This is a genomic window from Pannonibacter sp., assembly GCF_051860505.1.
Classification (GTDB): domain Bacteria; phylum Pseudomonadota; class Alphaproteobacteria; order Rhizobiales; family Stappiaceae; genus Pannonibacter.
In genome coordinates this window covers 39,819-65,191 of sequence record NZ_JBHYDX010000001.1, presented here as the reverse complement: position 1 = coordinate 65,191, position 25,373 = coordinate 39,819, and the positions used below count along the sequence as shown (strand labels likewise).

General features: G+C 63.3%; 19 protein-coding genes. 6 read left to right on the top strand and 13 right to left on the bottom strand.

The window, feature by feature from the left end:
• The 8 genes from ACTIFE_RS00280 to ACTIFE_RS00245 form a co-directional block, all read right to left on the bottom strand.
• Window positions 1-621, bottom strand: a complete 621-nt coding sequence (locus ACTIFE_RS00280) for a TRAP transporter small permease (RefSeq protein ID WP_439527164.1) — start codon at window positions 619-621, stop codon at window positions 1-3.
• A gap of 103 nt (window positions 622-724) precedes the next feature.
• A complete protein-coding gene (locus ACTIFE_RS00275; protein WP_439527163.1) occupies window positions 725-1,726 on the bottom strand; it encodes a DctP family TRAP transporter solute-binding subunit in 1,002 nt (333 codons plus the stop codon).
• 229 nt (window positions 1,727-1,955) lie between these two features.
• Window positions 1,956-3,290 carry a sigma-54-dependent transcriptional regulator gene (locus ACTIFE_RS00270; RefSeq protein ID WP_439527162.1) on the bottom strand — a complete coding sequence of 445 codons (1,335 nt, stop codon included), beginning with the start codon at window positions 3,288-3,290 and terminating at the stop codon, window positions 1,956-1,958.
• 3 nt (window positions 3,291-3,293) lie between these two features.
• Entirely contained in the window at window positions 3,294-5,081 is a 1,788-nt protein-coding gene (locus ACTIFE_RS00265) for a sensor histidine kinase (protein ID WP_439527161.1), read from the bottom strand.
• 68 nt (window positions 5,082-5,149) lie between these two features.
• Window positions 5,150-6,769, bottom strand: coding sequence for a GMC family oxidoreductase (locus ACTIFE_RS00260; protein WP_439527160.1), 1,620 nt, complete (start codon window positions 6,767-6,769; stop codon window positions 5,150-5,152).
• A gap of 124 nt (window positions 6,770-6,893) precedes the next feature.
• A complete protein-coding gene (locus ACTIFE_RS00255) occupies window positions 6,894-7,361 on the bottom strand; it encodes a DUF1203 domain-containing protein (protein ID WP_439527159.1) in 468 nt (155 codons plus the stop codon).
• Window positions 7,362-7,483: 122 nt separating this feature from the next.
• A complete protein-coding gene (locus ACTIFE_RS00250; protein WP_439527158.1) occupies window positions 7,484-8,293 on the bottom strand; it encodes a tellurite resistance TerB family protein in 810 nt (269 codons plus the stop codon).
• 106 nt (window positions 8,294-8,399) lie between these two features.
• On the bottom strand, window positions 8,400-8,873 hold the full coding sequence (locus ACTIFE_RS00245; protein WP_439527157.1) for an Lrp/AsnC family transcriptional regulator: 474 nt from the start codon (window positions 8,871-8,873) through the stop codon (window positions 8,400-8,402).
• A 125-nt stretch (window positions 8,874-8,998) separates the two neighbouring features.
• On the opposite strand from ACTIFE_RS00245, the gene hppD reads away from it, so the two are divergent.
• Together hppD and ACTIFE_RS00235 are read left to right on the top strand one after the other, a co-directional pair.
• Window positions 8,999-10,111 (top strand): 4-hydroxyphenylpyruvate dioxygenase, encoded by a 1,113-nt coding sequence (gene hppD / locus ACTIFE_RS00240; RefSeq protein WP_439527156.1) that lies wholly within the window; start codon window positions 8,999-9,001, stop codon window positions 10,109-10,111.
• 189 nt (window positions 10,112-10,300) lie between these two features.
• On the top strand, window positions 10,301-12,604 hold the full coding sequence (locus ACTIFE_RS00235) for a putative bifunctional diguanylate cyclase/phosphodiesterase (protein WP_439527155.1): 2,304 nt from the start codon (window positions 10,301-10,303) through the stop codon (window positions 12,602-12,604).
• A gap of 272 nt (window positions 12,605-12,876) precedes the next feature.
• Here the strand turns inward: ACTIFE_RS00235 and preA are convergent, their stop codons facing one another.
• The 5 genes from preA to ACTIFE_RS00210 all read right to left on the bottom strand — a co-directional run bounded on the left by preA (window position 12,877) and on the right by ACTIFE_RS00210 (window position 20,181).
• Complete coding sequence (preA, locus tag ACTIFE_RS00230; RefSeq protein WP_439527154.1) at window positions 12,877-14,187, bottom strand: NAD-dependent dihydropyrimidine dehydrogenase subunit PreA; 1,311 nt, start codon at window positions 14,185-14,187, stop codon at window positions 12,877-12,879.
• 27 nt (window positions 14,188-14,214) lie between these two features.
• The gene (locus tag ACTIFE_RS00225; protein ID WP_439527153.1) at window positions 14,215-15,573 is read right to left on the bottom strand and encodes an NAD(P)-dependent oxidoreductase; all 1,359 of its coding nucleotides are present in this window, start codon (window positions 15,571-15,573) and stop codon (window positions 14,215-14,217) included.
• Between the two features lie 266 nt (window positions 15,574-15,839).
• Entirely contained in the window at window positions 15,840-17,486 is a 1,647-nt protein-coding gene (locus ACTIFE_RS00220) for a CRTAC1 family protein (protein ID WP_439527152.1), read from the bottom strand.
• Window positions 17,483-18,952, bottom strand: a complete 1,470-nt coding sequence (locus ACTIFE_RS00215) for a di-heme oxidoredictase family protein (RefSeq protein ID WP_439527151.1) — start codon at window positions 18,950-18,952, stop codon at window positions 17,483-17,485. The genes ACTIFE_RS00220 and ACTIFE_RS00215 overlap by 4 nt, the downstream gene beginning before the upstream one ends.
• Window positions 18,953-19,011: 59 nt before the next feature.
• Complete coding sequence (locus tag ACTIFE_RS00210) at window positions 19,012-20,181, bottom strand: ROK family protein (protein ID WP_439527150.1); 1,170 nt, start codon at window positions 20,179-20,181, stop codon at window positions 19,012-19,014.
• Between the two features lie 334 nt (window positions 20,182-20,515).
• On the opposite strand from ACTIFE_RS00210, the gene xylF reads away from it, so the two are divergent.
• The 4 genes from xylF to xylB all read left to right on the top strand — a co-directional run bounded on the left by xylF (window position 20,516) and on the right by xylB (window position 25,372).
• A complete protein-coding gene (gene xylF, locus ACTIFE_RS00205) occupies window positions 20,516-21,547 on the top strand; it encodes a D-xylose ABC transporter substrate-binding protein (protein ID WP_439527149.1) in 1,032 nt (343 codons plus the stop codon).
• A 154-nt stretch (window positions 21,548-21,701) separates the two neighbouring features.
• Window positions 21,702-22,997, top strand: a complete 1,296-nt coding sequence (locus ACTIFE_RS00200) for a sugar ABC transporter permease (RefSeq protein ID WP_439527148.1) — start codon at window positions 21,702-21,704, stop codon at window positions 22,995-22,997.
• Between the two features lie 3 nt (window positions 22,998-23,000).
• Entirely contained in the window at window positions 23,001-23,789 is a 789-nt protein-coding gene (locus ACTIFE_RS00195) for an ATP-binding cassette domain-containing protein (RefSeq protein WP_439527147.1), read from the top strand.
• Between the two features lie 137 nt (window positions 23,790-23,926).
• Window positions 23,927-25,372, top strand: a complete 1,446-nt coding sequence (gene xylB / locus ACTIFE_RS00190; RefSeq protein WP_439527146.1) for a xylulokinase — start codon at window positions 23,927-23,929, stop codon at window positions 25,370-25,372.
• Window position 25,373 lies beyond the last annotated feature (1 nt).

Here is a 25,373-nt window from a genome sequence, read left to right as displayed (position 1 = left end):
TCAGTCCTTCAGGACGTCCTTGTTCTCGGCAACGAGTTCTTCGGCTTCATGCGAAGCGATCATGATCTCGCGTTGGCCCGTGATGATCTGCCAGGCTGCCTGGAAACAGCGGAAGGCAAGCAGGGCAAGACCAATCGGCAGGATCAGATAGGCAATCCAGCGCTGCACGCGCTCCTTGGTGCCGAAGGTCTCCTGGATGATTTCGGGGTAGCGCAGGTCATCAAGACCAATGCCGACCTTGTACATCTTCGACCAGTAGTCGATGGCGCCACCACGGGCATTGATGCCGAAAAACTGCAGCCAGTCCGCAGACAGGAGAATCACCGCATAGGCCGCACCGCACAGCGCACCGAACACGGCGAGCGTGCGGAAGACCGGCTTCGGAAACAGCCGGATAATGGCATCAACGCCCAGATGCGATCCGATCTTCACCCCGTAGCTCATGCCGAACAGGATCAGCCAAGCGAAGAGGATGCGGGTGAACTCCAGAGCGCCGGTCCAGCCGGAGTTGAAGCCATATCGGGCAACCACCTGTGTGAAGGTGACAATGGTCATCGCCGCCATGAGAAAGGCGATCACCCCCTCCTCGAAGCGGGTAACCAGGGAATCGAAACGTTGCATGGACGTGCCCCCAGGATAAAACATCCCCGCCCCGGCGGCGCGATGCCACCGGGTGACCGGAGGGGCAAACCCCTCCGGTGCGCGAGACTGTCGACTTGTGTGCTTAGCTGCCGCTGTTGGCGGAAACGGCGGCGTTGATCAGATCAGCACCGATATCGCCTTCGAACTTGGTCCACACCGGCTTCATCGCCTCGACCCAGGCCTGGCGCTGCTCCGGTGTCAGTTCACGCAAAACGGTCCCGGCCGCCTTGATGCGCTCGCGGTTCTCGGACTCGATCCGGGCAACACTGGCGTTGGCTTCGACCGTGACTTCATCGACGATCTTCAGGAACTGTTCCTTGACGTCCGGCTGCAGGCTGTTCAGCCACTCATCCGAAGTAACCAGCAGATAGGCCAGGAGCTGGTGGTTGGTCTCGGTGATGCCGTCCTGCACTTCGAAGAACTTCTGGGTGTAGATGTTGGACCAGGTGTTCTCCTGCCCATCGACAACACCGGTCTGCAACGCGCCATAAACTTCCTTGAACGCTAGCTTTTGGGCATTGCCGCCCATGGCCGAGATCATGGCTTCGGCCACATCCGAGGTCTGGATGCGGAACTTGAGACCATTTGCATCGGAGGGCAACTGCAACGGCTTCTTGGCGGAGAACTGCTTCAGGCCGGCGTTCCAGTAGCCAAGGCCGAGAAACCCGACATCGGTCATGGAGGTCAGCAGGCCCTTGCCGGCATCACTGACAAAGAACCGGTCCACCGAAGCAGAATCCTTGAACAGGAACGGCAGGTCGAACAGGCGGTACTTCAGTGTGTAGGCCTCGAACTTCGCCAGCGACGGCGCTGCGAGCTGCACGTCACCAAGCAGCAGGGCCTCCATCACCTTGTCGTCGTCGAACAGCTGGGAGTTCGGGAACACCTGCATGCAGGCCTTGCCGTTCATCTCCTCGTTGATCCGCTTGGCCAGAACTTCAGCGGCCTCGCCCTTGGGATGACCGGCGGCGGCCACCACGTGGCTGAACTTGATGACCACTTCACCCGGCTGGCAGTCGTCCGCCAGCGCCGGAGTGGCAAGCATCACCGTGGCCGCAGCAGCAGCCAGCAACATCTTCTTCATGGGTGTCCTCCCAGACAAATCTTCAGGGCCGGAGCTTCGCGTCCGGCACTCGCCCTTTTGCAATGCCCATGCCAACTCGATGGACGCACCGCAAGATACTGAAATCAATAAATTATTCCCTCACCTTCCAAACACCCCTCGCCCCACCGGCAAACCCATGTGTCGAACCCGACACATGGATCACGTTGCAAATGGGTCGAACTCGACACATCAGATCAGGCCGCGTCCCTCAGGCTTCGCTCTCGTAGTCCTTGCCAAGGCCGTATTTGCGCATCTTCTCGTAGAGCGCCTTGCGCGACAGGCCGAGCGTTTCATAGGTGCCCTTGATGCTGCCGGACTGGCGCGCCAGCTCGGCCAGGATCAGCGACTTCTCATAAGCCGCCACGCGCGAAAACAGACTGTCAGCCCGGGGCGTGCCGCCCTCGTCGAAGCCTTCAAGCCCAAGGACGAAGCGGTCGGCGACATTGCGCAATTCGCGCACATTGCCCGGCCACTCCCGGCTCATCAGCTCGGCCATGTAGTCCGGCGGCATATCGGGGATCTCGCGTCGGTAGCGAGCCCGGGCCTCGCGGGCCAGATGGAAGAACAACAGCGGAATGTCCTCCCGCCGGTCGCGCAGCGAGGGCAGCGACAAGGTCACCACATTGAGCCGGTAGACCAGATCCTTGCGGAACCGACCTTCGGCTGCGGCCTTGGCGAGATCCTCCTTGGTGGCCGCGACGAAGCGGACGTCGAGCGGGATCACCCTGTTGGAGCCGAGGCGCTCGATGGTTCGGGTTTCAATCACCCGCAACAGCTTGACCTGCAGGTCCAGCGGCATGGATTCGATCTCGTCGAGAAACACCGTGCCGCCATGGGCATGCTCGAGCTTGCCGATGCGTTGGCCGCTGGCCCCGGTGAAGGCGCCCTTCTCGTGCCCGAACAATTCGGACTCGATGATATCAGCCGGCAGTGCACCGCAATTCAGGGCAACGAAAGGCCGTTCGCGCCGCGGACCATGCTCATGCAAGGCCCGCGCGACGACCTCCTTGCCGGCCCCGGTTTCGCCCAGGATCAGCACATCGGCATCGGTCGGGGCCAACGCGAGCACCTGCCGGCGCAGCCTCTCCATGACCGGTGCGCGGCCCACAAGCCGGCTGTCGAGATCGGAACTGTCGGCCAGGCGTTCGCGCAGAATGCGGTTTTCGAGCACCAGGCGCCGCTTCTCCAGTGCCCGCTCGATAACAGCGGCCAGATGGCTGACCGCAAAGGGTTTCTCGAGGAAGTCATAGGCTCCGCTGCGCATCGCCTCGACTGCCAGCGGAACATCGCCATGCCCGGTGATCAGCACGACGGGAAGCGCCGGATCGATCTCCAGCGCCCGGCGCATCAGATCGAACCCGTCCATCTTCGGCATGCGGATATCGGTAACGAGCACGCCATAGGCATCCCGCCCGAGGCTTTCCGGAACGTGCTCGGGATCATCGAAAGTGATGACGTGATGCCCGGCCAGTTCCAGGCCCTGGGCCAGGCCGGACCTGAGATCCTCCTCATCATCCACCAGATAGACCGTTGCCTGATCCATGTCTTACTCCGCCGCCCGGTTAACTGGTTCTGCGAGCGGCAAGCGCATGCGGAAGCAGGCGCCGCCTTCCGCCCTGTTGGAGGCAACAAGACTGCCGGAAAAATCGTGAACGATCTTGTAGGCGATGGAAAGGCCGAGGCCCAGCCCCTCCCCGACCGGTTTGGTCGTGAAGAAGGGATCGAAGATCTGGTCCATGACCGCCTCAGGGATGCCCGGACCATTGTCGAGCACGTCGAGCACGACCGCATCGTCGATCCTCAGGCGGATCTCGACTTCAGGGTCCGGCCGGCCCTCGACGGCGTCGAGCGCATTGCTCAACAGGTTCACAACCACCTGCTCCAGCCGGATGCGCCCACCGGCGACACGCACATCATGATCCGGCCGCGTGACCCGCAGCGGCACGCCGTTGCGCTTGGCTTGCGGCATGACCAGAAGCAGGGCTTCTTCCACGACCTGGGTCAGCGAAACAATCTGCACCTCCGTGCCGGCGCGGCGGGTAAACCCTTTCAAGGTGCGGGCGATTTCGGCCATCCGATGAACCATGGCCGTGATGCGGGCGAGATTGTCCTGCGCCCTGTCTGCCTGCCCCCGCGCTATCAGCATGCCGGCATTTTCCGCGTGAGTGGAAATGACGGCCAGCGGCTGGTTGAACTCATGACTGAGCGCTGCCGACATCTGCCCGAGTGTCGCCAGCTTCGCCGCCTGGACGAGCCCTGCCTGGGTCCGGCGCAGGTCCTCTTCCGCCTGCTGGCGCTCCTGCACCTCGTCTGCCAGGAGCCCATTGGCGCGGGTCAACTGCCGGGTGCGGCTCTGGACCCTTCGTTCCAGCCAGAGCGCCGCCGCCCGGTTGCTGCGCAGGCGACGTGCCATCGCATCCTGCCGTTCGAACACGGACCACACCACACCACCGGCGATAATGGACACCAGAAAGGCGATCAGCATGGCATTGGCGGTCTGGGTTTCCGCCTCGGCCGTATCTGCGAGCAGATAGACGCGCCAGCCGAGGATCGGCAGATCCTCGCCGAGGGCAACATAGGGACGCCCGATGCCGGTGCCGGGACCACGGACAAGCAGGTATTCCCCAGCCAGCCCGCCCGGTTCGAGACCAAAGAGGAACGAGGCACCGCGCCGGTCATCCCTTGGCTGGTAGGACAGGCCGCGCCAACCGGCAACATTCGAGGCTACGATCCGCCCCTCCGCATCCACCGCAATCAGCGCATCCAGACTGAGCGCCCAGGCCCGTTCGATATCTTCGAGACTGACCCTGACCGCGACCGCGCCAACAAGGCCTGTTTCGCCGCGCACGCCGGAAGCGAAAATATAGCTGCCGGCATTCCTGTCCTGTCCGCCCAGAACTTCACGGCCGAGTTGACCCGACATCGCGGCCGAGAAGGCATGACGGATATCCGGCGGCGCGGGAGTGGGGAGCCCGTCTGGCGGCGGACTGACAGCGACCGGTTGGCCGTCGGCATCAAGAAACCAGACCTCACGCGCGCTGGACATGGCTGCGGCAATGGCTGCGATCCGGTCTCCCTCCGCGCGGCTGCCGGTTTCGATGATGCGGGCGATGTCAGGCCGGCGGGCTAAGAGCGGGGTCATCAGCCGGTACTTGTCCAGCAAACTCTCCAGCGCTCCAGCCTGAACGGCAAGCGCCGCCTCCTTGCGCAGCTTGAGATCCCCCAGAAACACGCGCAGGCTGGCAACACCGGTCAGCCAGACGACAAGAAACGCCACCAGACAAAGTCCGGCGACAATGGCAATCCGTTGGCGCGGCCCCCGGCGCCGTCTCATGAAACGCTGCGTCATGCGCTGACACTAGAGCAGATTCGCGCCAGATCGAAGCGGTCTGCTGAGCCGCCTCAGTTGGACAAGCCGCGCCGGCGATCCTCGCGGATCATCGCCGCACCCTTGTCGGCAATCATGACGGTCGGGGCGTTGGTGTTGCCCGAGGTGATCAGCGGCATCACCGACGCGTCGACCACGCGCAGGCCGGAGACGCCCCGGACCCGCAACCGCTCGTCCACCACGGCCCGGTCATCGATGCCCATGCGGCAGGTGCTGGTCGGGTGGAAAATGGTGGTGCCGATGTCCCCGGCAGCCCGGGCCAGATCCTCGTCGCTCTCGAACCGCGATCCGGGCAGATACTCGGACGGGCGGTAACGCGCCATGGCCGGGGCCTGCATGATCTGGCGCGTCAGGCGAATGCTGTCCGCCGCAACCTTGCGGTCACTGCCGGCGGAGAGATAGTTGGGACGGATTTCCGGCTGGTCGGACGGATCCGGATTGACCGCGTGCACATGGCCGCGGCTGTCTGGCCGGAGATTGCAGACGCTGGCGGTGATGGCCGGGAAGGGATGCAGCGGCTCGCCGAACTTGTCGAGGGACAGCGGCTGCACATGGTATTCGATGTTGGCGGTCTCAAAGGACGGATCCGAGCGGGCAAAGACACCGAGCTGGCTCGGCGCCATCGACATCGGGCCCGAGCGAGTGAGCGCATAGCGCAGGGCAATCTTCGCCTTGCCGAACAGGGTGCCGGCCATCTGGTTGAGCGTGACGGCACCGTCGACCTTGAAGATGGTGCGCAGCTGCAGGTGATCCTGGAGGTTTTCGCCGACGTCCGGCATCTCGTGCCGGATCTCGGTGCCAATCCGCTCCAGGACGGCGGCCTTGCCGATGCCCGACAGTTCGAGGATATGCGGCGACTTCACGGCACCGGCGGCAAGAATAACCTCGCCGGCGGCACGCGCCACAGCAGGCTGGCCTCTCAGTTTCAAGGACACGCCGGTGACCTGACGTCCCTCGAGGGTCAGGGACTGGACTTCGGCGTGGGTCAGGACCTTGAGATTGGCCCGCTTCATCGCCGGGCGCAGGAACCCCTTGGCCGTGTTCCAGCGAATGCCGCGCTTCTGGTTGACCTGGAAATAGGACGCGCCGAAATTGTCACCGCGATTGAAATCATCGACCTTCGGAATGCCCGTCTCGACGCAGGCATCGCGGAAGGCGTCGAGCACCTCCCAGGACAGGCGCTGCGGCTCGACCCGAAGACCGCCGCCCTGGCCATGCAGATCGTCGTCCAGCGCGAAATGATCCTCCGACGCGCGGAAATGCGGCAGCACATCGTCCCAGCCCCAGCCCGTCAGGCCCAGCTGTCGCCAGCCGTCATAATCGCGCGCCTGGCCGCGCATGTAGATCATGCCGTTGATCGACGAGCAGCCGCCCAGCACCTTGCCGCGCGGATAGATGAGGCTGCGGCCATTAAGGCCGGATTCGGCTGCGGTCTTGAAGCACCAGTCCGTGCGCGGGTTGCCCATGCAATAGAGATAGCCGACGGGAATGTGGATCCAGTGGTAATTGTCCGGGCCGCCAGCCTCCAACAGCAGAACCTTGACATCCGGATCGGCCGACAGGCGGTTGGCCAATACACAGCCGGCCGAACCCGCGCCGACGATGATGTAATCCCACGTGCCCAGATCCTGCATGCTGCCTCCAGCCGTGCAGTGTTGTCTGCACGTTCACCAAGGAGACATCCGGCAGCGGCGGCGGTCAAGGCGCAGGCCCGCACAACGGACCTGCATTTCTTGTCACGGCAAAGAAACCCTGCCCTCAGGCGCGCACAGCCCTCGCCGCATAACAGCCCCGGCTCGCATAGTGGAAATGCAGATAGTCGACCTGCGGATCGGCAAACATGCGTTCGATCTCGTCCGTCAGGTCCTTGCCGCTGACCACATTCGCATCGACGATCCGGTGCGCTGCGTTGAAGGCGCGGACGGACAAGGCCGGCACGCGCAGGGATTCCGGAACCGTCGAGACCTCGGGGCGCAGGCTTTCGGCGTCCGCGCAGACATAGATCGCATGTGAGGCCCGGTAAGGCGTGTCATACGGCAGATGCTCGTAGTTGACGAGCAGCAGCCGCTCGCCGACCTCGGCAAAACGGAGCCCTAGACGGCAGGGATAACCCGGCTTCTTGTCGGCGATGTGGATGTCGATATTGCGGGCAGCCAATTCGGTATCGGACATCGAGAAAAGATGTCTGAAGCTGTCAGCGGCCAATGGTTCGATCTGGAATGCCATGTGTGTCTCCTGTCTGGACTGCAAGATCCGGACAGGAGAGTGGCAGCGGGCAGCGGCCGCAGCCACCCGATAGCCGAGTGGCCCAGCCTTCGCCGCAAAAAGTGGTGGTCAGACCAAAGCGGTCAGGCCAGTTCTGCTTCCTTCACCGCATTCTCGATCTCGGCAACCAGGGCCGGATCAAGATCGAGCCGGGCCGCCAGCATCTGGAGATAGGCGTGCTCGGCGCGGTGATCGGGATCGATGGCGAGACGCGAAGCGGCATAAATCTCGGCGGCGGTTTCCGGCGTGGTGGCGCTGGCGACGATCTTGTCGAGGTCCAACGGCGCACGCAGCTCGTCCATCAGGAACGCCTTGGCTTCGTTGTCGAGGCCGGCCTCATCCATCTTGCCGAAGATGCGGCGCTGTTCATCGGCATCGATGTGACCATCCGCCTTGGCCGCCGCGATCATCGCGGTAAGCAGGGTCACCGCCACCTGCTGGCTGCCGCCCGGTGCCCGTTCGGGATCGAAGGCCGTGCCACGCGGGGCTTCCAGTTCAAGCGGCGCGCGCGACCAGGGACCGGAGGTGCCCATGTCGGACGATGCGCCCGTCTGGCCAGCGTTCGGGCCTGCGTTTGGGCCAGCATTTGCGCCAGAGGCCTGACTGCCGGGCTGCTGACCGGCCTGATAGTCCTTGTAGGCCTTGTAGGCGAGGCCTGCGACCAGGGCGAGACCGCCGTAGGTCAGTGCCTTGCCGCCAATCTTGCGGCCGGTCTTGCTGCCCAGAAGAATGCCCGCAAGGCCACCAGCGGCCAGGCCGCCGGCGTTGGACGACAGGAAATCCTTGCCCTTTTGCATCAGGTCGCCGGAGCCACCTGCACCGCCCTTGCGGGGGTCAAGCTGGCCCTGTGCGGAACCGAGGAACTGGTCGAGAAGCGACTTGGCATCAAACATCGGGGCACTCCGGCTGCGGTCAGGTCAGATGACGCTGACATGGGAGCGCGGAGCGCCGGATACAAGCAACCTGCCCGAAATGTCATGCAGCAACCGCGAAGGGCTCTCAGCGGCTGCCAAGCGGCAGCTGGTTGTCATCCTTCAGCGTGTCCATGGCGATGGACGAGCGCACATGTTGCACCGCCTCATGCGGCAACAGGTCGTCGTTGATCACCCGGCTCAGCGCCTTCAGGTCCGGCACGACGATCTTCAGCATGTAGTCGACATCGCCGGTCAGCGTATGCGCCTCCTGCACCTCCGGCATGGCCTGCACCATGGCACGAAAGCGCCGGGCGTTCTCGCGACTATGCGCCCCCAGCGTGACACCGACAAAGGCGGTGACCGCGAAACCAAGCCGCTCGGTAGCCAGATCCGCCCGATAGCGGCGGATGATCCCCTCCCCTTCCAGAGACTGCCGCCGGCGCGACACCTGGCTCGCCGAGAGGCCGATCCGCTCACCGAGTTGCTGGTTGGTCAGTGCGGAATTCTCCTGCAGCGCACCAAGAAGGCGCAGATCAAAGCTGTCGAGTTCCATATTCATGCACCAAAGCGAGGTTTAAAGCACATAATGTGCGAAGCGCGTCCGACTGTCACCTTCTTTGCACACACCTTGCGCGGTGCAAAGCGCACTCTGGACCTACGTGTAAGTCCAGAGGAGGAGACACCATGGGACCCTTTCCGCACGACGCCCCCCCGGCTGTGATCAGCGACGCAAATCCAGCTGGCACCGATGGATTCGAATTTGTCGAATTCTCGCACCCGGAACCGGAAAAGCTGGACGAGCTGTTCCGCAAGATGGGCTATGTTCCGGTCGCCAAGCACAAGACCAAGAACATCACCCTCTACCGTCAGGGCGACGTCACCTATGTGCTGAATGCCGAGCCGGGCTCCTTCGGCATGCGTTTCGTCGAGGCGCATGGCCCCTGCGCTCCGGGCATGGCCTGGCGCGTTGTCGACGCGCAGAAGGCGTTTGACCATGCGGTGAAGATGGGCGCGACGCCTTATGAGGGCGACGACAAGGCACTCGACGTGCCGGCCATCATCGGCATCGGCGGCTCGCTGCTGTATTTCGTCGACACCTATGGCGACAAGGGCTCGGCCTATTCTGCCGAATTCGACTGGCTGGACGGCGCAAACCCGAAGCCGGAAGGCGTCGGCTTCTATTATCTCGACCACCTGACCCACAATGTCTATCGCGGCAACATGGACAAGTGGTGGGACTTCTACCGCAACCTGTTCGGCTTCAAGCAGATCCACTTCTTTGACATCGACGGCCGTATCACCGGTCTGGTCAGCCGTGCCATCACCTCGCCCTGCGGCAAGATCCGCATCCCGCTGAACGAGTCCAAGGACGACACCAGCCAGATCGAGGAATATCTGCGCAAGTACAAGGGCGAAGGCATCCAGCACATCGCCGTCGGCACGGATGACATCTATGGCTCGACGGACAAGCTGGCCGACAACGGCCTGAAGTTCATGCCGGGCCCGCCGGAGACCTATTACGAGCGCTCCCATGCCCGCGTGAACGGCCATGACGAGCCGCTCGACCGCATGAAGAAGCACGGCATCCTGATCGATGGCGAAGGCGTCATCGACGGCGGCATGACCAAGATCCTGCTGCAGATCTTCTCCAAGACCGTCATCGGCCCGATCTTCTTCGAGTTCATCCAGCGCAAGGGCGACGAAGGCTTCGGCGAGGGCAACTTCCGCGCCCTGTTCGAATCGATTGAGGAAGACCAGATCCGCCGCGGCGTGATCAAGGTCGACGCGGCCGAATAGGCAAGATCGGCATTGCAAGTTTTACGAGGGGCGCGGATTTTTCGCGCCCCTTTTTGCGTGCGACGGGTCGTTTCAGCACAACCTTTGCTCGGTACAGCGAATACGCCCGGAAAAACCCAGAGAAAATTAAGCCTTAGCGGAGAGGCTTGATCAGAACGCCAACGGAAGCTGAAAAGCCCGCAGATCCGCATGAAAACCACGACAGAGACAGAAGTTCTCGCCTCGCCTCTGGCAAGAACGCTGGACCTCAAGCCAGCGAAACTGGGCAACTATTCGTTTGTCGTCCTGCTGGTTGGCATGTTCGCTGCAATCGTTGCCGCCTTCATCTTTGTCCTGTCAGCCATCCTGATCTATGAGCGCGAGTCGGCCAAACGGGAAGCCAGTTCGGTCGAGCGTGCCTATGAAAACCACAAGCTGCGACTGCTCGAGCGGATCGAGCGCTATGCGGCCTCCAACGCCGCCTATGCGAACACCGACACGGCCTTTGACCCCGAGTGGGTGAGATCACGCTTCGGCCGTGGCCTGGCTGTGCGCGAAGGCTATGACCTGGTCGTCATCCTTGACCGGGACTTCAACGAAGCCTTCTCGTACCATCCTGAAGGCGCACCGTCGGAACTCGCTCTTGCCTCCATCCTGTCTCCGCAAGTTGCCAAGCTCACCAGCGATATCCGGCAAAACTATGTGACGGGCCTTGTGACTGCCCGCAATGGCGACACATATTTTTCAGGCAAGATGAACGATGTATCTGCGGTAACGGAAGTCCAGATCGGCGGACGCCTCGCCATTGTGACCGCCATGGCGATCATCCCGGATCCTGGCGGCATTCCGATGCGCCGGGGCGCGCCGCTCGTGCTTCTGGCCGTCAAACAGATCGATGCCCAGGCCCTGTCCGACATGTTGTCGTCGCTGTCGCTGACAAACCTGTTCCTGGAACAGACCATTCCCGCCGGCATGAACGGAACCGCGATCCGGGATGAGGATGGCGCCGCCCTCGCCTATCTGACCTGGGATCCGATGGCGCGGGCGTCACAGCTCATTCTGGCCTCTGCCCCCGTGCTTGCCATCGCGCTTTTCGTCATTCTGGGGATCGCGCTTCTGATCCTGCGCCGGAATACGGCAGCCTACCGGGAACTGGAGATGCGCAAGCGCGATGTCCTCGAGGCCGCACGGCATGATGGCCTGACCGGGCTCTTGCGCCGGGATTTCTTTCTGGCTGCGGCGGACGAACTGCTGGACAAGGCGCCCGCCAGCACCGGAACTCTGGGGGTGATCTACCTTGATATTGACGACCTGACCCAGATCAACGATGCCTTCGGGCATGTGGTCGGCGACCACCTGATCCAGCATATTGTCACCGTGATGCAGCGGACATGCCGGGGAACCGACATCATCGGACGGATGGGTGGCGATGAGTTTGTGCTGATCCTGAGCGGACGGGCATCATCCGATGCGCTGATGGACGACGTGAAGGCACTGACGGCCGCCCTCAACAGGACAGCCATGCTGGACGATCACGCCATCGAGGTTTCTTGCTCGATTGGCGTGGCGCTGCGCCCTGATCACGGCACGCGGATGCCGTCCCTGCTGCGGGCTGCGGACGTCGCCCTGCAGCGTTGCCGCGCCGGGGGACGGCGGCAGTTCAAGCTTTTTGACAGGGCTATGGACGAAGAAATGCGGGAGCGCCGCCGGCTGCGCGACGGGATGCGGCAAGCGCTGGAGCGGGACGAGTTCGACCTGTTCTATCAGCCCATCGTTGACGCACGGAATGGCAAGGTGCGCCATCTGGAGGCCTTGCTGCGCTGGCATCACCCCGAAAGGGGCCTGCTGCCACCGGGAGCCTTTCTGGATGTCGCAGAGGAAACCGGCCTCATCAATATGATCGGCAGCTGGGTCCTGCAGCGTGCGATCCGCGATGCCAGTACCTGGGACGATATCGGCGTTTCAATCAATGTCTGCGCCACGCAGGTTGGTTCCGGCACGCTGCCGCAGCAGATCGAGGCCCTGCTGGCGGAAACCGGGCTGCCTCCCTCCCGCCTGACGCTGGAAGTGACCGAGACCGTCATGATGGACCGGTCCGGCGTCATCGACGATGCAATCAGCCGGCTGTCACGGCTTGGGGTCGGGATCGCCATCGATGATTTCGGCACGGGCTACTCAAGCCTCAGCTACCTGCATCAGTATCGCTTCCACATCCTGAAGATCGACCGCAGCTTCGTTGCACGCCTCGGCACTGACCCCAAGGCACAGGCGATCATCGGTTCGCTGGTTGACCTCGCCTGCACCCTGGACATGTCCGTCGTTGCCGAGGGGGTGGAAACCGAAGAACAGAAAGTGATGCTGGCGAGCGCCGGTTGCCAGATGCTGCAGGGCTATCTGTTCAGCCGACCCAAGCCGCTGCTGGACCTTGCGAGCGAGGGATTCATTCGCCTGCGGACCGGACAGCATGCCGGGCCCGAAGTTTCGGCAGGTTCCTCGGGCGCACTGGCAGGCTGATTGGCGCAGAAACTGGGCTTTGCTGACGCGGAGCATTTGCCGAGCTCAAAAAACCGGGCCAGCGGCGTCATCCCGGCCGAGCAACGCGAGAGCCGGGACCGAAGAGTCGAGGCGTCAAAATTTCGATCAGTTATGGCCTGCAAAGCCCAGGCTCTCCGGTCCCGGATCTCCACTTCGCTGCGTCCGGGATGACGACGAGAGGTTTGTCGGCAGCCTAAAGGGCGCACCGACAACCGGTGCACCCTTCCCATTAAACGGTCTGGCTGACCCGCTTACTCCGCCGCCTGCAGGGCGTTGGGGTTGTTCGGGTGGCTCGTCCAGTTGGCGTAGTCCGGTTCGACGGTCTCGCCCGTGCGCGGGTCAACGCTGCCGGCGGGCATCGCTTCCATGGTGATGCAGTTCTCGACCGGGCAGACCGAAACGCAGAGGTTGCAGCCGACGCATTCCTCGTCAATGACCTCGAACTTGCGTGCGCCGTCCACCAGGTTGGTGATCGCCTGATGCGAGGTGTCCTCGCAGGCGATGTGGCAGCGGCCGCACTTGATGCAGAGATCCTGATCGATCTTCGCCTTGGCGATGTAGTTCAGGTTCAGATACTGCCAGTCGGTCACGTTCGGCACGGCCATGCCGGAAAAGTCGGAAATGCGCTCGTAGCCGGCCTCGCCCATCCAGTCCTTCAGGCCTTCGATCATCTCCTCGACGATCTTGAAGCCATAGGTCATGGCGGCGGTGCAGACCTGCACGTTGCCGGCGCCGAGGGCGATGAACTCGGCCGCATCGCGCCAGGTGGTGATGCCGCCGATGCCGGAAATCGGCAGGCCGCGTGTGGCCGGATCGCGGGCAATCTCGGCGACCATGTTGAGCGCAATCGGCTTCACGGCCGGGCCGCAATAGCCACCATGCGAGCCCTTGCCATCGACGGTCGGCGTCGGTGCCATCCGGTCAAGGTCAACGCCGACGATGGAGTTGATCGTGTTGATCAGCGAGACTGCGTCCGCACCGCCACGCTTGGCCGCCTGGGCGGGCTTGCGGACATCGGTGATGTTTGGCGTCAGCTTCACGATCACCGGCATGCGTGTGTACTGCTTCACCCAGCGGGTGACCATCTCGATATATTCCGGAACCTGGCCAACGGCCGCGCCCATGCCACGCTCGCTCATGCCATGCGGGCAGCCGAAGTTCAGCTCGACACCATCTGCTTCCGTCTCCTCGACGCGCTTCAGGATCGAGGCCCAGCTTGCTTCCTCGCAAGGAACCATCAGCGAGACGACAAGCGCCCGGTCCTTCCAGTCGCGCTTGACGCGCTTGATTTCCTGAAGGTTCACCTCGAGCGGACGGTCGGTGATCAGCTCGATGTTGTTGAGGCCGATCAGCTGACGGTCCTTGCCGTGGATCGCGCCATAGCGCGGGCCGTTGACGTTGACCACATGCGGGTCCTCGCCAAGGGTCTTCCAGACCACACCGCCCCAGCCTGCCTTGAAGGCGCGGACGACGTTGTATTCCTTGTCGGTCGGCGGCGCGGAGGCCAGCCAGAACGGGTTGGGCGACTTGATGCCGACGAAATCTGATCTCAGATCAACCATGATGGGATCTCCCGAAAAACGGCTGGCTCAGGCGCTGAGCGCCCGGTGAATGGCTTCGGCGGCAATCTTGCCGTCCTCGACTGCGGCGACCGTCAGGTCCTCGCCCCCGGCGACACAGTCGCCGCCGGCCCAAACCTTGGGCAGCGAGGTGGCGCGGTCGGCGTCAACGACGATGCGACCCTTGTCGAGAGTGAGGCCGGCAGCCGAACCGTTGAGCCCTGCAGGTTCCAGCTTCTGTCCAACCGCCTTGAACACCATGTCGGCATCGAGATGGACGATCTCGCCTGTACCGGAGAGCTTGCCGGCGCTGTCGAGACGGGTGCGTTCGAGATCGATGCCGGTGACCTTACCGTCCGTGCCGATGATTGCCTTCGGTGCGACCCAGTGCAGGATGCGGACGCCATTGGTCTGAGCAAGATCCTGCTCAAACTCGCTGGCGTTCATGTTTTCCTTGCCACGGCGATAGGCGATGGTCACGTCGTCCGCACCGAGCAGCTTGCTCTGGACTGCAATGTCGACGGCGGTCATGCCGCCGCCGATGACGACAACGCGGCGACCAACCGGCAAGCGGGACAGATCCGGTGCCTGGCGCAGATCGGCGATGTAGCTGACTGCATCGACGACGCCTGCCAGATCTTCACCGGGAACGGAGAGGCCATTCACTCCGGCCAGGCCGATGGCGAGGAAGACCGCATCATATTCCTGCTGCAGCTGATGCAGCGAGAAGTCCTCGCCCAGCGTCTGGCCATTGACCACCGAGATGCCGCCGATCGACAGGATGAAGCGGACCTCGCGGGCCGCAAAATCATTGACCGACTTGTAGGCGGCAATGCCGTACTCGTTCAGGCCGCCAGCCTTGGAGCGGGAATCGTAGAGCACAACGTCATGGCCATAGGACGCCAGACGATGGGCGCAGGACAGGCCGGCCGGGCCGGCACCTACCACCGCAATGCGGCGCAGCGTCGGCTCGCCCCGGGTAAAGGGCGTGGTGTCGTGCGTGTCCATGTAGTGATCGGTGGCGTAGCGCTGCAGCTCGCCGATCTTCACCGGCTTGTCTTCCGCATCATTGCGCACGCAAGCCTGCTCGCACAGGGTTTCAGTCGGACAGACGCGGGCGCACATGCCGCCGAGAATATTCTCGGCAAAAATGGTCCGCGCGGCGCCGTTGGTGTTGCCGGTCGAGATCTGGCGGATGAACAGCGGGATATCGATGCTGGTCGGACAGGCCGTGACACAGGGCGCGTCATAGCAGAAGTAGCAGCGATCCGACTCGACCCTCGCCTCATGCGGATCAAGCCGCGGGTGAAGGTCGCAGAAATTTCTGGCGTATTGATCCATCGACAGGCGCGCAGGCGCGATGTCAGGACCTGTCTTGGTCTGAGTCATGAATGGATCTCCGGAAGGTGGCGACCTATGTCTGGTGCCCGTTTCTTGTCTCGAACAGGCTTTCCTGAAAGCATTGAAGGAAAATTTGTCCAAACAGTCAAATATTTTTCGAAAGGATAATTATATGAACATGATAGTCAGATTTTTGCGCCTGCTAAGTTGCTGAAATTCCTCAAGGGAGCTTACGGCATGACAAGGCGTCTCCGCCCGGCAGCACGAGCCGGGCAGAGGAATAAGGTGACGAAGTTCGGGGATCGGTGACTGCATCACTCCGGGAACCAGAGCTTGGCCGCCTCGGCACCGCGCTCGATCACGACGTGATTGTTGGCAAAGACGCGGTAGGAATGGCTCCACTCGCCATCTGGCCAGCGCACACGCACCTGGGCCCGTTCCGAAACGCCAAGGCCGAAATGGACAAAGCCGAGCTGGCCGGAGGCATGGCCACCGCCGATGAGCACGTCGCGTTCGACGGATTTCGTCCCGACACGCACGCTGATTTTTGCGCCGACCGCATTCCGGTTGGGCTTGCCGGGCTGGACGAGCTCAACTGCCAGCCAGTTGCCGAGTGGCCGCGCCTGCGCCGCATCCCCGGCCCCGACATTGCGGAACAGGCTGGCCGGCTCGCCCCGGTTGACGACGACGAGATCCAGCAGACCGTCGGCGTTGAAATCGGCAAGCCCGCCGCCACGGCCGCGCCGGGGCATGGCGATGCCGGCGGCGTCGCCCGTCTCCACGAACTTGCCATCCCACTGGCCGAGCAGAAGGTTGTCCGGATCGAAGGCAGCGAAATCGGGCATGGATTCGACATTGCCCTTGGCGATGTAGAGATCCCACAAGGTATCGTTGTTGACGTCCTGGAATTCCGCGTGCCAGCCGGTGGAGGGGCGCAGATCGTCCCCCGTATAGGGCCGGTGCGCCGTCACGCCCTTGTCGAAGGCAATGTCGGCATAGACCGGGACGAGTTCGTCCCCTTCCTGTTCTAAGCTCTGCAACTTGGTATCGCCCATGCTCGTCAGCGCATATTCCGGCAGGCCATCGACATCGAGGTCGATGCTGGCAATGCCCATGCCCCAGATGGTCAGCTTGCGCCAGCCATCGGCCCGCCGGTAGGCCTGCGCCGGACGTCCAGGCGGCACGGCCCAGAGCTGCTCTTCACCGCCACGATAGTACTGGCGGTCATTGGAAACACGCAGCGCCGGTTCGCCGGACCGGTTCCAGTCGGTGAACAGCATCGACAGGCTGCAGTAGCCCGGTGTCAGGGCCTGGGGCTGGCTGTAGTCCGGGCGAGGCCCGGCGGCCGGCCGGTGTAGCATATTGTCATGGCACGTGCCCCAGGGCGATCCAGGCTGCGACCGGTCGACATAATTGCCGAAGGCAAGCGTCGGGAATGCTTGGCCTGGCTCCCATGTCGCGGCAAAGGACGTGCTCCAGGCGTTGCCACCATCCAGTTTGACCTGACGGTTGGCAATTTCGAAGCGGCACTCGCCAAGGCCGCGCAACAGGAGATTTTCGCCAACGCGAAGGATAACCAGATCAACCTTGCCGTCATTGTCGAAGTCGAGCGGATAGGCCCCCGTGGCGCGGACAAGGTCCTTCTCGCCAAGCCCCATATCAGCCTTGCGGAAGGCCAGAGCGCCGCCGGTAGGGCTTTCGTTGATGTAAAGCCCGGCCGGGTTCTTGCCGCCGGCGAGAAACAGGTCAGGACGCCGGTCGCCGTTGCAATCGGCGATCGCGACGCCGCCCCCCACGAAATACTCCCAAGGGCCATCATAATGATGTGTGATCCCGGCGGCCTCTGCCTGTTCGACAAAGGCCGGCACCGGGGCGAGCGATACGGCACGATCCTCGGCCCGAACGGGCAGTGCGGCCAAGGCCAGAGAGGCAGCCAGAAAGGTCAGGAAAGAGGGTCTCATTTGGCCACCTCGAGCGTCCGCAGAAAGGCAATGATCGACTGCTGCTGGACGTCGGCAAGCGCCGCATAGGCATCCCGGACCGGAGCAGCACGTCCGCCATGGGCAAGGATCACTTCATTGAGAGTGGTGATATCGCCGCGATGGCCGTAGGGCGCCGTGTTGCCAACGCCCCACAATTCGGCGGTGATGAACACGTCGCGGTCGACAAAACGCTGCCCCAGGAGTTCGTTGCCGAGTTCGTCTGTCTGTGCGTCCGCAATACGGTGACGCTTGAGATCGCCGAACAGCGGCACCAGGACACGGCCCTTGTCGTCGCGGGGCAGGCGCTTCACCCAGTCCAGCCCGGCAAGATTCAGGACAAGAGGATCGCTCACATCCTGCGCTCGCAAAGTCCCCGCACCCTCGAATGGACCGGGATCAGAGAAAGCCAGGCTTTCGAGCGGCAATGCCGGACGATGGCAGGACGCGCAGCCGATGTCGGCGAAGACCTTCTCGCCATCGGCAGCGGCCACCGACCAATCGTCTGGCAGATCCGTCCGACGCCCCGGCGCCGGCAGCGCGGCCTGAAAGGCGACGAGTGCCGACACATGTCCTGGATCAATTTCGTCAGGAACGCCGTCCATGTCGAAGTCGGAACTGCCGGTCCATTGTGCGCCGAAGCGCTCGCTTGCCTGGATGCCATGATGCACGTTGAGGGCATTGACCGTGAACTGGCGCAGGGAAGCAAAGACGCCTTTCTGGCTAAAGGGACGCAACACCAGGTCCGGATCGATGCCGTCGATGGCGATCACATCCAGCGTGCCATCGGGATGGGCGGTGAGTTTGCCAAAGGCAATGTCTTTTGTGGAGAGGGCGACCGTCACCGGCTCGCCAGACTGCCGCGCTTGCCGCAGGGCTTCGCGCCGCTGACCCTGCAGGTCCACGGTCATTTCACGGGCGAGCAGTTCGACAAGCCCTGCCCCTTGCAGGATGTTGGTGCCGCGCTCATTGGAGAATTGCGGATCGGTCGTGTCGAAATCGGCACTTTCGAAGCCTTCGGAAACGAAGACATTGGCGACGAAATCCCCGGCCCCGCCCGTGACCGGCTGGTTATGACAGCCCGAACAGGCGCTGGCATCAGGACCGGGAAGCCGGTTGAAGGTCGTCTCGGCCGGCCGCTTGCGCCGTGTCGGAACTATGGCCTGTGTCGCCATTGGCCGGCCCGCGCCCTCTGCCCGGATAAACCGGGCCTCGAACAGCCGCTGACCTTCGGCAATCAGGTCCTCCAGCCGTTTTGTGTCTTGCCGTGCGGCTTCGGACTTGAGGTCCTCACGCAATTCATCAAAGGACAGCGGGCGATCCAGATGCCGCTCGCTCCAGCTTTGCGCCGACACTGGACCAAACGACATCAGCACCCCGGCGCACAGGAGCGCCATCAGGTGGTCACGGCCGCGTCTGACAATCTCGCGGGTCATGTATCGATTCATGGCAGCAGTCTCCTCCCCTGCAGCCGGCGTCGATCAGGGCTCTCTGGCGTTCCTCTGCCTTATGGAGCCAGGGAACTGCGGCCCGTGCGGACGCGGCGTGTTGCGATCACAAGTGTCTCGTCCAGCCGCCGCATGGCCTGGGCAATCAGGCCACGGCGGATGAAATCCTCGTTCCAGGGCACAACGTCGATGGTCAGCGAACGGCGCAGGTCCTCCACCAGCGCGTCCTCCAAAGCTGTGTGCATGGCTTTTTCCATGAAGGGATAGGCCCGAATGCCGGCACCGGTGAGCACGATGCGGGCCGGATCAATGACGGCCAGCAGCCGCGCAATGCCGTAGCCAAGCGCCGTTCCCGCCTGAAGCAACGCGCCGATCACTTGCGCATCGCCTGCCTCCGCCCGCTCGTGCAATTCCTCGAAGGTGTTCGCGGTGACCGTCATGGACGCCGGGTCGGTGAAGTCAGGCAGGTTCTGGGTCATGCGTAGCAAGGCGTAGTCGGCCAAATAGGCCTCAAGGCAACCGCTGCGACCGCAGCGGCAGCGGGCACCGCCCGGAATGTGGTTGGCATGACCGATTTCGGCTGCCGCACCACTGGCCCCGACAAACAGATGGTCATCCAGAAACAGCCCCATGCCGACGCCGTAGTCGACCATGATGACGGCAAAGGTGCCGCTGTAGCGCTCCGGATCGGACCAGTGCAGCGCCTCGGTGATCATGTTGGTGTCGTTGGACAGGGTCACCCTTGCGGAAAACGCTTCCTGCAACGGACCGACCACCGGAATGTCGCGACCGGCAAACGCCGGGCTCCAGACAACCTCGCCCTTGTTGGTATCGACGATACCCTGGGAGGCAACCCCGATCTCGAGCACGCTTTCCGGGTCAATGCCGGCCGCGGCGACGAAGTCCCGAACCGCATCGGTCAGGGTCGCCGGGAAGGAGCCTCGGTCGGCCAGGGTGGCGTCGTAATACACCTTGCGGCTGTGGAAAATGTGGCCGGCAAAACCGGCCATGGCGAGGTCGATCCGGTTGACGGATATCCGCACGCTGATCACATTTGCGGCACTGCCATCGATGGCAAGCAGGCTGCGCGGACGGCCGCGCGCCAGGGGCGCCCTGGGTTCGTCAGCATCAATGCCGACAATCAGGCCCTCCTCCAGCATATCGGACGTGATCGCGGTGATCGTCGCCGGACTGAGCTGCGTTGCCCGTCCGAGATCGATCCTGGCCATTTGCCCTTCTCGTCGCAGGGTTTGCAGGATCAAGCTGCGGTTGCGCAGGCGGACCTGGTCCCTGTTCGCTGTCTGCGTCATGGGATGACGTTTCTTCCCTCGTGTTTCCGCCCGTGTCCTGCCGATTCTGTTTGCCGGCATGGTCGTTGAGTTCTGAAACGGATGTACCGTTTCGAAAAGCATGTTGACAGGAGCAAAGAGATGGAGCAACTTTTTTTCGGGCGCCAAAAAAAATAGATGAAGCGCCTGAGCACAGGAGGGTGCTCTCAATCCCTCAGGGAAAAAAGGGGGTGCTGCCGGGAGAAGGGCGGCGCCTTTAGGAGGAAACACCGCTATGCGCAAGATTGCCGTACTCGTCGCGGGAGCGCTTCTGTCTGCGACCGCTCTGACTGCTGCCAATGCCCAGGATGTCGTTGTCGGCGTGAGCTGGTCCAACTTCCAGGAAGAGCGCTGGAAAACCGATGAGGCCGCCATCAAGGCTGCCCTCGAAGCCGCTGGTGCCAAGTATATTTCCGCAGATGCTCAGAGCTCTTCAGCCAAGCAGCTGTCTGACGTCGAAGCCCTGATCGCACAGGGCGCCACCGCCCTGATCATCCTTGCACAGGACGCCCAGGCGATTGGCCCGGCCGTTCAGGCCGCTGCAGACGAAGGCATTCCGGTCGTCGGCTATGACCGTCTGATCGACGATCCGCGCGCCTTCTACCTGACCTTTGACAACATTGAAGTCGGCCGCATGCAGGCTCGCGAGATCCTGAAGGCGAAGCCGGAAGGCAACTACGTCATGATCAAGGGCTCGGCCACTGACCCGAACGCAGACTTCCTGCGTGGCGGCCAGCAGGAAGTCCTGCAGGCAGCAATCGACAGCGGCAAGATCAAGATCGTCGGCGAAGCCTACACCGACGGCTGGCTGCCGGCCAATGCCCAGCGCAACATGGAGCAGATCCTCACCGCCAACGACAACAAGGTCGATGCGGTCGTGGCATCGAACGACGGCACCGCTGGCGGCGCCGTGGCAGCGCTTGCGGCTCAGGGCATGGAAGGCACCCCAGTCTCCGGTCAGGATGGCGATGCCGCCGCCCTGAACCGTATCGCCAAGGGCACCCAGACCGTGTCCGTCTGGAAGGACGCACGCGAACTCGGCAAGACAGCTGCTGAAATCGCCGTGGCTCTGGCCAAGGGCGGCAAGCTCGGCGACGTCGCCGGCGCAACCATGTGGAAGTCGGGCAGCGGCAACGAACTGACCGCCCGCTTCCTGACCCCGATCGCCGTCACCAAGGACAATCTGAACGTCGTCGTCGACGCCGGCTGGATTACCAAGGACGCCCTGTGCCAGGGCGTGTCGGGCGGCCCGGCGCCCTGCAACTAAGACCTTCCAGGTCTTTTTCCGCTGCCCCGGCTCGCGCCGGGGCAGCGTGATATCCGGACGTGCCTGAACTCAAGCACCAGTGCCGTGTTGACTGCCCTTGCGTCACGCGCTCTTATCAGGCCACCGGCGACCAGCGATATTCAGGAGCATTCCGATGTCCGATGCCACCCTGTCCGGGTCCAAGACCCCGACAGCCAGATCCCTCGTATCCGCATTGCAACTCGACACCCGGCTGCTCGGCATGATCGGAGCGTTCGTGGTGCTGTGCATTGCGTTCAACATCTTCACGGATGGCCGGTTCCTGACGCCGCGCAACATCTTCAACCTGACGATCCAGACCGTTTCCGTCGCGATCATGGCGACCGGGATGGTGTTCATTATTGTCACGCGGCACATTGACCTGTCGGTCGGATCGCTGCTGGCCACAGTCGCGGCTGTCATGGCCGTGATGCAGACGCAGATGCTTCCGACAGCGCTTGGCCTGGGTCTTGGCAATCCGTCGATCTGGATCATCGCCCTTGTCGTCGGCCTGATTGTCGGCGCTGTGATCGGCGCCTTCCAGGGCTGGATGGTCGGTTATCTCGGCATCCCGGCGTTCATCGTGACACTCGGCGGCCTGCTCGTCTGGCGCAATGCGGCCTGGTTCATTACCGATGGCCAGACCATAGGCCCGCTGGACGAGACCTTCGCCATGATGGGCGGGGCCGGCGGCACGCTCGGTGAAACCTGGTCGTGGATCATCGGACTTGTTGCCGTGGCTGCATCGATCTGGCTGCTGCTGTCCGCTCGCCGGCGCCGTGCCGCGCACGGCTTCCCGATCAAGCCGGTCTGGGCCGAAGTGACCATGGCCATCATCATCAGCGGCGCCATCCTGGGCTTCGTGGCGGTACTCAACGCCGCAGATATCCCGACGCAGCGCCTGCAGCGGATGTTCGCCGCGCAAGGGCAGACCATGCCCGAGGGCCTGGTCATGGGCTACGGCATTCCGATTTCGGTCCTGCTGCTGATCATCGTCGCCATTGCGATGACCATCGTCGCCCGGCGCACGCGCTTTGGCCGCTACGTTTTTGCCACTGGCGGCAATCCGGATGCGGCTGAACTGTCCGGCATCAACACCCGCCTGCTGACGGTAAAGGTGTTTGCCCTGATGGGCGGCCTCTGCGCCCTGTCCGCAGCCGTAGCCTCCGCCCGGCTTGGATTCTCGACCAATGATATCGGCACGCTGGACGAATTGCGCGTCATCGCCGCAGCCGTCATCGGCGGTACGGCTCTCTCGGGCGGCATCGGCACCATCTATGGCGCCATTCTCGGCGCATTGATCATGCAGTCGCTGCAATCCGGCATGGCCATGGTCGGTGTCGACGCCCCGCTGCAAAGCATCGTCGTCGGCATCGTGCTGGTTCTCGCCGTCCTCGTCGACATCCTCTATCGTAAGCGCACGGGAGACTGAGCCATGGCCACGCCTCTGGTGGAAATGAAAGACATCTGCATCTCGTTCGGCGGGGTGCATGCCGTGGACCACGCCTATGTGGATCTCTATCCCGGCGAAGTGGTGGGTCTGCTCGGTCACAATGGGGCCGGCAAGTCGACGCTGATCAAGATCCTGTCCGGCGCCTACCGCCCGGACAGCGGCGAGATCCGCATCGACGGCAAGCCCGCCACGATCAACAGCCCGCGCGATGCCCGCGCCTTCAACATCGAGACGATCTACCAGACACTCGCGCTGGCGGACAATCTCGACGCGGCATCGAACCTGTTCCTCGGCCGCGAACTGGTGACACCATTCGGCTTCGTCAATGACGACCAGATGGAAGCCGAAACGCGCAAGATCATGAGCAAGCTCAACCCGAACTTCAAGAAGTTCAAGGTGCCGGTAAAGGCGCTCTCCGGTGGCCAGCGCCAGTCGGTGGCCATTGCCCGGGCGGTCTATTTCAACGCGCGCATCCTGATCATGGATGAGCCGACTGCGGCGCTCGGCGTGCACGAAACGCAGATGGTCGGGGAGTTGATCCAGGAGCTGAAGCGCCAGGGCCTCGGCATCTTCCTCATCAGCCACGACATCGAAGACGTGTTCGAACTCTGCGACCGTCTGACCGTGATGAAGAACGGCCGAGTGGTGGGCACAGCCCGGACAGAAGACGTGACCAAGGACGAAGTGCTCGGCATGATCATCCTCGGCAAGTGCCCTCCGGGTGCCAAGCCTGGCCCTGGTGCCATGGCAGAGGATGCTGAAGCCGCCTGAGGGCAGCGCTGTTGAACCCCGTCAGCCGGACTTTCCGGCTGATGCCAAATCCGCTAAGACAAGGCTCCCCGGCGCCGGATCCCGCAGTGGTTCGCAGGCCCGGGGTTCTCTTGGACCCGTTCTGAGGAACGCACCTCATGTTTATCGGTCTCGATATTGGCACCAGTTCGGTGAAGGCAGTGCTGCTGGATGACGACCAGCATCCCGTTGCCTCGGCGAGCGCTCCCCTTGACGTCTCCCGCCCTCATCCCGGCTGGTCGGAACAGGATCCGGACAGTTGGTGGACCGGCGTCGAGGCGACATTGGATGACCTCAGCCACCGGTTCCCGCGCGAGATGGCGGCCGTTCGCGGCATCGGCCTCTCAGGCCATATGCATGGCGCGACTTTGCTGGATGCCACCGACCGGCCGCTGCGCCCCTGCATCCTGTGGAACGACGGACGCTCGGCCAGCCAGTGCACCGAGCTGGAGGCGCGTGAGCCCCGTTTCCTGACCCTCGGCGGCAACCGCGTGATGCCTGGCTTTACCGCGCCCAAGCTGCAATGGGTGCGCGAGAACGAGCCGGACATCTTCGCGAAGGTCGCCAAGGTGCTGCTGCCGAAAGACTACGTGCGGCTGCGCCTCACCGGCGAACATGTCGGCGACATGTCCGACAGCGCCGGCACCCTGTGGCTGGACGTAGCCGCCCGCGACTGGTCGGCCCCCCTGCTGGCGGCAACCGGTCTGAGCCGCGCGCACATGCCCCGGCTCGTCGAAGGATCGGATGCCAGCGGCCGCCTGCGACCGGAGCTGGCCGCGCGCTGGGGCATGACACAGGCCCCGGTGGTGGCAGGTGGCGGCGGCGACAACGCCGCCTCGGCCTGCGGCGTCGGCGCCGTCAAGCCGGGCTCGGCCTTCGTCTCGCTCGGCACCTCCGGCGTGCTGTTTGTCACCAACGACCGTTTTTCGCCCAATGTCGGCAGCGCCGTGCATGCCTTCTGCCACGCGGTGCCCGATACCTGGCACCAGATGGGCGTGATCCTCTCGGCAACCGACAGCCTCAACTGGCTGTCGAAGATCCTGCGCCGACCGGCCGCCGAGCTGACGGCCATGGTCACCGACCTCAATGGCCCGTCGGCAGTCCAGTTCATGCCCTATCTTGGTGGCGAGCGGACCCCGCACAATGATGTGGCGATCCGCGGCGGCTTCCAGGGTCTGGCGCATGAGACCGGCGAGGCGGATCTGACCCATGCGGTGCTCGATGGCGTCACCTTCGCCCTGATGGATTGCCTCGGCGCCCTGACTTCGGCCGGCAACAGCGTCACGCGCGTGACGGCTGTTGGCGGCGGCTCCCGCTCGCGCACGTGGCTGGAGATCATCGCCACCGTCCTCGGCGTCACCGTTGACGTGCCGCAGGATGGCGATTTCGGCGCGGCCCTGGGCGCTGCCCGCCTCGGACAGGCAGCGGCCGACGGCTACGACCCGGCCACCTTCTTCGCGCCGCCGCTGGCGGCCAGCATCGACCCCAATCCCAACCTCCGTTCCGCCTATGCCGATGCCTATCGGCGCTGGCGGAACCTCTATCCTGCAATGAAGGAGATCTGAC